7 protein-coding genes are annotated in these 11,963 nt (G+C 51.8%); 6 read left to right on the top strand and 1 reads right to left on the bottom strand.

Features of this window, described 5'->3' with window-relative positions; all coding sequences use genetic code 11:
- Nucleotides 1–433 precede the first annotated feature (433 nt).
- Nucleotides 434–1,702 carry an MFS transporter gene (locus OB13_RS06775; RefSeq protein ID WP_461489397.1) on the top strand — a complete coding sequence of 423 codons (1,269 nt, stop codon included), beginning with the start codon at nucleotides 434–436 and terminating at the stop codon, nucleotides 1,700–1,702.
- 79 nt (nucleotides 1,703–1,781) lie between these two features.
- Here the strand turns inward: OB13_RS06775 and OB13_RS06780 are convergent, their stop codons facing one another.
- Nucleotides 1,782–1,907: a 30S ribosomal protein THX gene (locus OB13_RS06780; RefSeq protein ID WP_461489398.1), complete on the bottom strand. Its 126-nt coding sequence runs from the start codon at nucleotides 1,905–1,907 to the stop codon at nucleotides 1,782–1,784.
- Nucleotides 1,908–2,357: 450 nt separating this feature from the next.
- On the opposite strand from OB13_RS06780, the gene uvrA reads away from it, so the two are divergent.
- The 5 genes from uvrA to OB13_RS06805 all read left to right on the top strand — a co-directional run.
- Nucleotides 2,358–5,162, top strand: a complete 2,805-nt coding sequence (gene uvrA, locus OB13_RS06785; RefSeq protein WP_461489399.1) for an excinuclease ABC subunit UvrA — start codon at nucleotides 2,358–2,360, stop codon at nucleotides 5,160–5,162.
- A gap of 110 nt (nucleotides 5,163–5,272) precedes the next feature.
- A complete protein-coding gene (gene tpiA, locus OB13_RS06790) occupies nucleotides 5,273–6,034 on the top strand; it encodes a triose-phosphate isomerase (RefSeq protein WP_461489400.1) in 762 nt (253 codons plus the stop codon).
- 92 nt (nucleotides 6,035–6,126) lie between these two features.
- Nucleotides 6,127–6,492, top strand: coding sequence for a DUF6150 family protein (locus OB13_RS06795; RefSeq protein WP_461489401.1), 366 nt, complete (start codon nucleotides 6,127–6,129; stop codon nucleotides 6,490–6,492).
- 8 nt (nucleotides 6,493–6,500) lie between these two features.
- The gene (gene prmA, locus OB13_RS06800) at nucleotides 6,501–7,331 is read left to right on the top strand and encodes a 50S ribosomal protein L11 methyltransferase (protein WP_461489402.1); all 831 of its coding nucleotides are present in this window, start codon (nucleotides 6,501–6,503) and stop codon (nucleotides 7,329–7,331) included.
- Nucleotides 7,332–7,355: 24 nt separating this feature from the next.
- Nucleotides 7,356–11,963: hypothetical protein (locus OB13_RS06805; RefSeq protein ID WP_461489403.1), on the top strand; the 4,608-nt coding region annotated here is incomplete at its 3' end.

Here is an 11,963-nt window from a genome sequence, read left to right on the forward strand (position 1 = left end):
CTTAATGGCTGTATCTGTAGCAGGTGCGTTGCGGAACTGATCGCTACTTGCAGCATATAAAAAGCGGAAGTGTTGGCTGAGGATACTATACCCGCTCTGTTTAAAATTATACTTCGATATGGGAAGTAGTGTTGCAGTTTAAAGTATAAAATTTTAAGAAATTTTATACTTTAAAGACTTACAGGGAGTTGAGTCAAAATGATGCCTTCAGGAGCGTCCACTCAGCCGGTCAGGCCTTATAAGCGAATTCCGCTATACCTGATAAGTGCAAGACCGGCGGTCCACCTTATAAAGCGTACCTAAGCCCTTGCAGGCGCCTGCGAGCGAACACGGAGGCGATCGGGGTATAATAATTTCAAGGAAGCATCCTGCGGGAATGCATCCGATCCTGTAGCTTTGCACCTATGCGTATTCATTCTAAAGGCAAGGGAAAATGAGCAATAAATCTGCACGCAGGCATGATCCCTATGCTGTGCTCCGTTTGCCTGAGTTCAGGCTCTATATATCAGCCCGTTTGTGTATCACACTGGCCATGCAGATACAGGCCGTTATTGTCGGCTGGCAGATATACGATATTACCAAAGACGCCTTATCGCTTGGCCTGATCGGTTTAGCGGAGGCTATCCCTTCGATATTTGTTTCCTTGTATGCCGGGTATGTGGCTGACACGGTGCCCCGCAAGAAAATAATTGTGGTTGTGATGGCTGTACTGCTGCTCTGTTCCCTGGCGCTTTTGTTCTTTACACTCGATATAAGTAATGTGCTGATGCGGTACGGGGTGGTGCCGATCTACCTGATCATTTTTCTCAGTGGTATAGCACGGGGCTTTATGGGGCCTGCCGTGTTTTCGTTTATGCCCCAACTGGTGGCCAACAAGCAACTGTATTCCAATGCCATTACCTGGAGCAGCACCACCTGGCAGGCCGCTTCGCTGGTCGGGCCTGCTATCGGCGGACTGGTGTATGGCTTTTATAATATTACGGCGGCCTATGCGCTGGATGCCCTGCTGGTCCTGCTGGCGTTCACCTTCTTTGCCATGATACGATCCAAGCCCCTTCCGGAGAACATCAACCCTCAGAATATGAAGGAAAGCCTGCGCACCGGTATAAAATTTGTGTTTGGCAACCAGCTCATCCTCAATGCCATTTCGCTGGATATGTTTGCGGTGTTGTTTGGCGGCGCGGTGGCGCTGTTGCCGATCTATGCATCGGATATTTTGCTGATTGGTCCGCAGGGACTTGGCTTTTTGCGGGCGGCGCCTGCTGTTGGCTCCGTGATCATGGCTGTCTGGATGGCCTATCACCCAATCACGGTCAAAGCCGGCAAGATCATGCTTTGGTGTGTGGCAGGTTTTGGTGTCAGTCTTATCCTCTTCGGGCTTTCGACCAGCTTCTGGGTTTCGCTGGTGCTGTTGATCCTGAGTGGTGCCTTCGACAGCATCAGCGTGATCATCCGCTCCACTTTACTGCATACCTTCACGCCGGAGTACATGAAGGGCCGGGTGTCATCGGTCAACAGCATTTTTGTAGGTTCCTCCAATGAGATCGGAGCTTTCAGGGCAGGTCTGATGGCCAAGCTGATGGGAGCGGTGCCATCGGTGGTGCTGGGCGGTGTCATTACGCTGGCGGTCGTAGGTATAACAGCCCTGAAAGCCGACAAGCTGCGCAAACTGGACCTGAGCCCCGACACGGAAGCCGCTTAACTAAAAAACGCAAGCCTATGCCCCACCTGGATGTGCAGTGGTGGAGCATAGGCTTAGAGTGTTTAAGTCGTGTACAGGGTTACTTCGCTGCAGCGTCTTTCTTTTCGGTAGTAGCTGTTGCCTTGTTGGCCTTGCGGGGACGGCTGTTGCCATAAGAGCCTTTTACAATTTTACCTTTTTTGGATTTTTTATCTCCTTTTCCCATACGATTGGTTTTAATAGTTTTAGATAGCAACCCATACATACGGGAGCAGGACAAAGCAGTTATCTCTACCTGCGGATGTTTCGGGTGTATATTTTGAAATCAAGGCCATTCCCAGCTACGGGCAAGGCCGGAGCCTGTCATTCCGGAAGGTATAGCGAAGCCCCGCAGCAGGGGCACGTTTTCTAGCTATGATTCAGGTATAACCGGCACCAGAAAAGGATAGGTAAAAGAAGTTTGCTGCCTAAACCTTTTTGCGGTAGCTGCTGTTTTAAAAAGATGCCCTGACTTTTTATCTGAAGTAGTCGGAGTCGTTTGCCTGGATGAAGTGTCAGGTATGACAAACTCCTTCAGAATAAGGCGGGGTATTCGTATCTTTACAACTTATATACTAGCAAGTTTAGGTCATTGGCTGTGGCGTATGTTTAGTCACCGGCCGGTACCCCTGTCTCTATGGCAAACATATCCGATAGTAACCTCGATACACTCGACCCCCGCCAGCACATCATCATCAAAGGCGCCCGGGTACATAATCTTAAAAACCTCAGCGTGGCGTTGCCCCGCAACAAATTCATTGTGGTCACAGGGCTTTCCGGTTCCGGCAAGTCCTCGCTCGCATTTGACACCCTCTATGCCGAAGGGCAGCGCATGTACGTGGAAAGCCTGAGCTCCTACGCGCGCCAGTTCCTGGGCCGTATGGACAAGCCGGATGTGGACTATATCAGAGGCATCAGCCCGGCCATCGCGATCGAGCAGAAGGTGAGCATCAAGAACAACCGCTCTACGGTAGGTACCAGCACCGAGATATACGATTACCTGAAGCTGCTCTACGCCCGGATTGGCAAAACGTACTCGCCTATATCCGGGGAAGTCGTGAAAAAGGATTCGGTCGCCGATGTAGTGGATTTTATTTTCTCGCTCGAGAATGAAGCAAAGATCATGATCCTGGCACCGCTGCAGCAGCACAAGGAGCGCACGCTGGCCAAGGAGATGGACCTGCTGTTACAGAAAGGCTATTCCCGCCTGTATGCCAACGGGCAGGTATACTTCATTGAAGAGCTGCTGGAGCAGAAGAATCCCAAGCTGGGCAAGGAAGTCTACATCCTCGTGGATCGGGCCGTGATCTATACCTCCGATGAGGACCTGCAATTCCGGATCGCGGACTCCGTACAAACAGCTTTCTACGAAGGCCACGGCGAGTGTCGTGTGCTGCACGGAGAAGAAGAGCATGTTTTCTCGGACCGGTTCGAACTCGACGGAATGGTGTTTGAGGAGCCTTCGGTTAATTTTTTCAGCTTTAACAACCCCTACGGCGCCTGCCAGACCTGCGAAGGTTTCGGAAGCGTGCTGGGAATAGACCCCGACCTGGTTATACCGGACAAGAGCCTGACCGTGTACGAAGGGGCCGTAGCGCCCTGGCGCTCGGACAAAATGAACGAGTGGCTTCAGCCGCTGATCAAGAACGGCATTCGCTTCGATTTCCCGATCCACCGCCCGTACAACGAGCTGTCGGAGGCGGAGCAGGAGCTGCTCTGGAAAGGCAACAAGTACTTCGAAGGCCTGAATGACTTCTTTAAACACCTGCAGGGCCAGACGCATAAGATACAGTACCGGGTGATGTTGTCGCGCTACCGGGGCCGCACCACCTGCCCCGATTGCAAAGGATCGCGCCTGCGCAAGGATGCCGGCTATGTGAAAGTGGATGGTAAAAGTATTACCGACCTGGTGTTGCTGCCTATCACCCGGACGCTGGAGTTCTTCCGGAACATGGAGCTGTCCGAGCACGACCAGCAGGTAGCCGATCGCCTGGTGATAGAAGTCACCAACCGCCTGGGCTACCTGGACCGGGTGGGCTTAGGCTACCTGACGCTCAACAGGCTCTCCAACACCCTCTCCGGCGGCGAAAGCCAGCGCATCAGCCTGGCTACTTCCCTGGGGAGTGCGCTGGTAGGGTCGATGTACATTCTCGACGAGCCCAGTATAGGGCTTCACCCGAAAGATTCAGAGCAACTCATCGGCGTACTGCGCTCGTTGCAGGAGATCGGCAACACAGTGATCGTAGTGGAGCACGAAGAAGAAATGATGCGGGCGGCCGACCTGCTGATTGACATTGGACCTGAAGCCGGTTCGGGCGGTGGTAACCTGATGTTCCAGGGAACCTTTGCCGAGCTTGCCCAGAAAGGGGATACTTATACTGCCAAATACCTGAGTGGCCGCATGGAAGTGCCGGTGCCACCGCAGCGCCGCAAGTGGCGCAATGCCATTGAGATAGTAGGAGCGCGCGAAAACAACCTCAAAAACCTGAATGTGAAGTTTCCGCTGGGTGTGATGACGGTGGTGACAGGCGTAAGTGGCTCCGGTAAATCGACGCTGGTCAAGAAGATACTGGCGCCAGCCATGCAAAAGCTGCACGGCTCTACTTCAGAAGCGACCGGCAAGTTTGATAAGCTGCAGGGCGACTATGGCAAGATCAACCATGTGGAATTTGTGGATCAGAACCCGATCGGCAAGTCGTCGCGCTCCAATCCGGTCACGTATGTGAAAGCCTACGATGCCATACGGACCTTGTATGCCGACCAGCCGTTGGCAAAAGCACGTGGGTTCAAACCCTCCCACTTCTCCTTCAACATTGAAGGCGGTCGCTGTGAGGTATGCCAGGGCGAAGGACAGGTGAAGATCGAAATGCAGTTTATGGCCGATATCTACCTGACCTGTGAGAGTTGCAACGGGCAGCGATTCAAGCAGGATGTGCTGGATATCAAGTATAAAGACAAGAGCATCTCCGAGGTGCTGGACATGACCATTGCCGACAGCATCAGTTTCTTTGAAGACCTGCCCAAGATCATCGAGCGCCTGAAGCCCTTGGATGATGTCGGGTTAGGGTACATTCGTCTGGGGCAATCCAGTAATACGCTGTCCGGAGGGGAAGCGCAGCGGGTGAAGCTGGCCTCGTTCCTGACCAAAGGCGCAACATCGCATCACGAGAATATCCTCTTTATCTTCGATGAACCCAGTACCGGGCTTCACTTCCATGACATCAGCAAGTTACTCCTGTCCATCAACGCGCTGATCGAAAATGGCAACACGGTCATCATCATCGAGCACAACATGGACATCATCAAGTGTGCTGACTGGATCATAGACCTGGGGCCGGAAGGAGGCACAAACGGTGGACAACTGCTGTTTGAAGGTATACCTGAGGATATGGCCAAGCTGGAAGATAACCATACGGCCCGCTTCCTGAAGGGGAAGTTGTAGAGTGAATAATTAGAAATTATAAATTAAAAATTAGAAATTGCTCCTGCTGCCTGGTAGGAGCAATTTTTTTTAAAGCGTATAAACAGCAATCCATCATCAAATTATAAAACATGAGAAAACGAATCGTTGCAGGTAACTGGAAAATGAACAAAACGTACGAGGAGGCGCTTTCGCTGGTGTCTGAGATCGACAACATGGTGCGGGACGAAGTGAATGGTGATGTGACCGTGATCATCGCCCCTCCCTTCCCGTTCCTGCAGAGCGTGGGCAAACTGACGCAGGGCAACGACCGGCTGCACCTGGCCGCTCAGAACGTAAGCGAGCATGACAGCGGCGCCTTCACGGGCGAGGTCTCAGCGGCGATGCTCAAGTCAGTAGGTACCGAGTATGTGATCATCGGCCACAGTGAACGCCGCCAGTACCACCACGAAGATGCCCAGGCACTCTACAAAAAACTCAAAGCAAGTATAGCACAAGGGCTGAATCCGATCTTTTGCTGCGGAGAGCCCCTGGAAGAGCGCGACGCAGACAACCATTTCGACTATGTGGGCAAACAGCTGCATGACAGCCTGTCCTTCCTCAGCAACGAAGAGTTTGACCAGGTAACGGTAGCCTACGAGCCGATCTGGGCCATTGGCACAGGCCGCACAGCCAGCAGCCAGCAGGCCCAGGAAATGCATGCCTATATCCGCGAGCAGCTTTCGCGCATGTTCGATGCGGAGGCAGCTTTTAATACGTCCATCCTGTATGGCGGCAGCTGTAACCCGGGCAATGCCAGGGAGTTGTTTTCGCAGGAAGATGTGGACGGCGGCCTGATTGGCGGCGCTTCCCTCAAATCAAGAGACTTTGCCGATATCGTTAAATCCTTCTGATTCCGGTGAACGTTCGTAAAAAGGCTGTTAACACATGATGTTAGCAGCCTTTTTTGTTGAAGTTATAGTTATATTTGACTAAATTAATGCTTATGATTCTACTGATCACCTTGTGGCTTGCCCTCATGCCCTATATGGGAGGGACGGCACCAACAACCAGTACAGCGACTGTAAGCCGGGACATTTGCCGGGTATATGGCTCGGTATACCTGGAACGCGACCCAAAGTACAAGAATACAGCCGCTTATACCGTGTTTCTGGGCGAAGATGAAGCCTTTGCTTCCATGGTGGTATACCGGGAGAGCAACAAGCTCTTTGCGGATGGTACCGCTATCTGGCACATCACAGAGAAAAAAGCCTTTGCCGATCACATCCTTTTCGTGACCGACAACCGCAACCTTGCCGATTTTACTGTTCACTTTACCAACGTGCGCTCTTATGCTGCATGTCGGCCATAACCCATACCATGAATTTTATAGAAGTAGCGCTCCAAGTAGCCCCTGATTTCGCTGATATCCTGATCGCTGAGATGGCGGAATTAGGATTTGACACCTTTGAAGATACCGCAGAAGGCTTTAACGCTTATATAAACGAAGCAAAATTTGATCAGGAAGCGCTTGACGAGATGCTGGCACGCTATACAGACATCATGCAGGTAGCGTACCAGGTGCAGCGGATCGAACAACAGAACTGGAACGAGGAGTGGGAGCGCAATTTCGAGCAGCTGTTCATTGCAGACCAGGTATCCGTACGCGCTTCTTTTCATGAGAAACCTGCCAACGCAAAGTATGATATCGTGATCAACCCGAAGATGTCTTTCGGCACGGGGCATCATGAGACGACCACATTGATGATCGAGAACCAGCTGACGCTGGACCATCAGGGGAAGCGCGTGCTGGACATGGGCTGTGGCACCGGAATTCTGGCGATCATGGCCGGGGAGTTGGGAGCAGCCGATATTATAGCTGTCGAGATAGAGGACTGGACCGTGGAGAATGCCCGCGAGAATGCCCAGCTCAATAACTATCCCGGCATCGATGTGCGGCTGGGCGGCGCGGAGACAATAGAAGGTGAAAAACCTTTTGATATCATACTGGCCAACATCAACCGCAATGTGCTCCTGGAGGACATGCCTGCCTATGTGACGGTGCTGAAGCCTGCCGGGACACTGTTGCTGAGCGGTTTTTATACAGAGGATCTCCCTGCGCTCCAGGAGCGGGCAACCGAACTGGGGCTGAACTATGTCTCGCACCGGGTTAAGAACAACTGGGTCTCTGCCATCTTCAAGAACAGCTAATCAACTACTCCACACCCCCAATCTATGAAGCATAAACTTCTACCCATTTTTTTCTTTCTCTCCTTCTTCGCGGCGCAGGCCCAAACCAAACTGTCAACAGATCCGGCGGAGTTTGTGAAAGACGCCAAAGCCTTGCTGGTGGCAGGAAAAGTAGCCAATGCGGAGACGCTGTCTGCTGATCTGGAAGGCATCTGGAATAATGGGAAGCTGTCGGCAAAACAGAAGCAGCAGGTCATCGACATCTCCCAGCGTATGTACCGCAAGAAGCTACGCGCCAATCCGCACTTCGAGCAGTTCTTTCTGATGCTGACTGGCGGTATTAACAGCCAGAAGATGGGCAATGCGCAGCTCGATAATATGCTCGAAGTGCTGGACAAAGCCGTGCAGCAGGAGGAAGGAGTCAATCTGGACCGCTTCCTGAGCACCAGCAGCCGCTACCTGACTTCCGGTATACTTTACCAGAACAAGCAGTATACCCTGCGTTCTTCGGGAGGAAGTGTGAATTTTGCGTATGAAGGCAAAGCTGCCGCGAAAGATACAGACAAGGAAGCAGCCAACGGCACCGAGTGGGATAACTTCTCCTGGGATGACGAAGCCGCCGCCTCCGGGCAGGAAGAACTGGTGGATGACGGCTGGGGAAGCGTAGTAAGTAAACCTAAGAAAGCAGATCCGAAGGCAGAAGAGAAAAAGCGCAAGGAAAATTTCAAGAAGATGTTTATACCTGCGCCACCTAAAGTGTCGGGTCCCATCCTCAAGCTCGAGAACGTTACCCTGGCCTTTGCCACATCGTTTGATTCTACTTCCATTAAGAAAACCTCCGGCCAGTTGATGCTGGCTAACAATATGTTTGTCGGGGAGGGCGGGTCTTTTGAATGGCAGGCAGCAGGAAAGCCCGTATCAGCCGCTTTCAGAAAGTATAACTTCGATATAACTGCCGCCGCTTTTAAAGTACCGGACGCGACCCTTACCTACAACGCGGTGCTGGACACACCAATTGAAGGAGCCCTGGAGTTCAGAAGTACCAAGCCTGGCAAGAACGGTGAAAAGCTATACCCTCGTTTTGCTTCTTTTACCAATGACGCCAAAGTCAAAAGCCTGGGCAGCAACATCGCCTACAGAGGAGGCTTTACGCTGGCCGGTGACATTGTGGGCAGTAAACCGTTGGATGGCAGTGTTTCCGAGCTGGTCGTGTCTCTGAACGGAGAACGCAAGTTCCGTTCCATGGCGCATAACTACAACCTGAACGACTCTGTGATCTCTACCAATAGAGCCTCTGTCGCTATCTACCAAAAGAAAGACTCCCTGTCGCATCCGGCCATGCAGTTGAGCTATTCGAAGCCAGCCAAAGAGCTGGTACTTACGCGGGACAAGGGTTCTTATGGTAAAACGCCTTTTTATGGCAGCTATCACAAGTTCGAGATAAGAGCAGAGCGACTGGTCTGGAACCTGGAATCCCCCCTGGTAAACTTCTCCATCCTGAATACCAAAACACTCATACCGGTTCAGCTGGAGTCAAACAATTACTTCTCCAACATCCGTTACCAGCAACTGGTAGGGGTGGCAAGTTTCCACCCGCTGCAAGCGCTTGTCGCCTACGGAGCGAAAGTCAAAAGCAGTGAGTTCTACGCGGCAGATGTTGCCAAGGCGAATAAAATAAATGAATCTGCCATCCGGGAGGCGGCCATTAACCTGGCTCGGGAAGGATATCTGAATTATGACGGCCAGTCAAACTTTATTTCCCTGAAGCCGAAAGCCTGGCATTATGTAGGCTCGGCCCGGAAGACGAATGACTATGACCACCTGGTGATCAAATCGGTAGTGCCATCCGGCAAGAATGCTACCCTGAACCTGAGCAATAACAAGCTGACCGTGCGCGGTGTCGAGAAGGTCGCCTTCAACAACGACTCTACCAGCATCTATGTGATTCCGGATAGCAACATCGTCCATCTGTTGGATAACCGCAATATGGAGTTTAGCGGGAAGATATACGCCGGTCGTCTCAACTTCAAGGGCTCTCAGTTTAAGTTCAACTACAAGGAGTTCATGATCGACATGCAGAAGCTGGATACAGTGGCGTTTGCTACGAAAAAGCGCTCCGGTCTGAATAAAAACGAGAATGAGCAGGTGATGACAAGCAGGTCAGGCAAAATGTCGGGGAAGCTTTACATCAACAAACCCGACAATAAATCCGGCAAAGAATATTATCCGGATTATCCCAAGTTCGATGCGCCGATGGGGGGGCAGGTGGCCTTCAGTCGCCCGGAGGTGCTGGCTGGTGCTTACGACAGCACCGTCTACTTTGACATACCTTCTTACAAACTCGACAGCTTAAGCGCCGGCAAAGGGAGCATCGCGTTTTCAGGCGTATTTCACTCCGGCGGAATATTCCCGCCTATCAAAACCAAACTCACCATGATGCCGGATCAGACGCTGGGTTTCTATTACCAGCCGGGATCCAATGGCCTGCCTGCTTTTGGCGGCAAAGGCATTGCGTATGATACGATCATGATGAACTCAGAAGGCATACAGAGCAGAGGACCTCTTAAATACCTGACATCCACCTTCGAGGCGCCCGTGTTTACTTATTACCTGGACAGGGTGATCACAAAGGCAGGTACCAATGCTAAGATGACAGCAGGGGGCGGTGCTGCCGACTTTCCGGAAGCTACCTTCGGCAAGTTTGAAATGAACTGGATGGCAAAACAGGATACCATGTATGTCTTTGTGGAAAAAGAGCCCCTGCAGGTATACAAGGATCAGCACAAGTTTACAGGCATTGCCAAGTTGTCTCCCGGAGGTTTGTATGGCAGCGGCGAGCTCGACAACAAGGTAGCCAATGTTGTAACCGACAAGTTTTTGTTCAAAGGCAGTAGCTTTGCGGGCAATCATGCCCAGATGATAGTGAAATCGGATGTGGAGGGAAGGCCTGCCGTGAAGGCGCAGGATGTCGCCATCAACTATGATCTGGCGAAAAACAATGTAGAATTCGGCAGCGAACAGAAAGGTGCTGCCAGCATCGAGTTCCCGAAAGCACAGTACAAAACCTCGATGAGCAAGGCCAAGTGGGACATGAAGCAGCAAAAGATCAGCTTGGCAGCAGAAGAAGGCGGTGGCAAGAACTACTTCTACTCGCAGCATCCGGAGCAGGAGGGGCTACGCTTCAGCGCCGAAAGCGGGGAGTATGACCTGAAAGTGAACAGCATACTTGCCGGAGGCGTGCCCTACATTCCGCTGGCCGATGTACACGTTATACCCGACAGTGGGAAAGTAGCAGTAGCAGCTGACGCGACCATCAAGACCCTACATAACTCCCGTGTGATCGCTGACTCCCTAAAGCAATTCCACAAGCTGTATGCCGGCAGCATTGATGTGCAGTCCCGCAATGCTTTCAAAGGAGTGGCGACACGTGATTATCAGAACGCTGCATCCGATTCGTTTACCCTGCGCTTTGCTGATTTCACGTATGGAGAGCAGCAACTGAAAAAGAAAGAGCAGATCAAAACGACTTACGCCATGGCGCAGGTAAGCGAAGATGACAAGTTCTATATCTTCCCGCGTATCCGGTACCGTGGCGGCGTGAAGATGTACTCTTACCGGCCGCACATGGATTTTGACGGCGATCTGAAGCTTAATTTTACTGGAAACGAAGCAGATTCGGACTGGTTCCCCTTCAAGCAGGACTCTCTGAATCCGGACAATGTGCGCATCCCGATTGTGAATCCGAAAGCAGCCGATGGCACCGCACTGCATACCGGGCTTCACGTTTCGAGGGGTACTTCCAAGCTATACAATACTTTTGTTTCAAAGAAACAGTATGAGGACGACCTGGATATCTTCCTGGTGGATGGCAACCTGTCCTATGACAAAAATCTGAACGAGTTCAAGATCGCCAATGCCGCGCGTTCGGTAGCAGATTCCTACGAAGGGAATGAGCTGCGCTACAACGAAGCCAGCAAGACAGTACATTTTCAGGGAAAACTGAATCTGGTTAATTCTTTAAAGCACTTCGGCATAGAATCGGCCGGTAGCGGCAGTGCCAATGCAGACAGCAGCCGCTATAATATAGATGCGCTGCTGGCGTTTGACCTGAACGTGCACAACAATGTGATCAACGCGATGGCCAAGAAAGTTTCTGAAAACGCCACCAGAGACGGCAGTGAGCTGAGCGGGGGAGAAGCGATGCTCTATAAGCTCGGAAGTGTTATCGGCAACCGGGACACGCGCAAATACAGAGATCAGGCAGCGTATACGCCGCTGTCAAAACTTTCAGGCAAGCTGATGCGCAGCATGGTGTTCAGCAAGGTAGACCTGCGCTGGTCCAACGAGAAGAATGCCTGGTATAGCGTGGGCAAATTGGGCCTGGCCAGCATGATGAAAGAAGACATCAATGCCAACATGGACGGGTATATGGAGATAAGGCAGGATCTGAATGGGGAGCCGGTGGTGAATCTATACCTGCAGGTCGATCCCTATACCTGGTTCTTTATCAATTACCAGGAGAATGGTTTGGTGATGATTTCGTCCGATCCGGACTTCAACAAAGTGGTGCGTTCCAAAGCCAGTGGCGGAAGAGGCGCTTCGCACAAGTATGCGCTTTACATGGGCGAAAACATAGACAAGAACCGCTTTGTA

Source organism: Pontibacter sp. HJ8 (assembly GCF_054824225.1).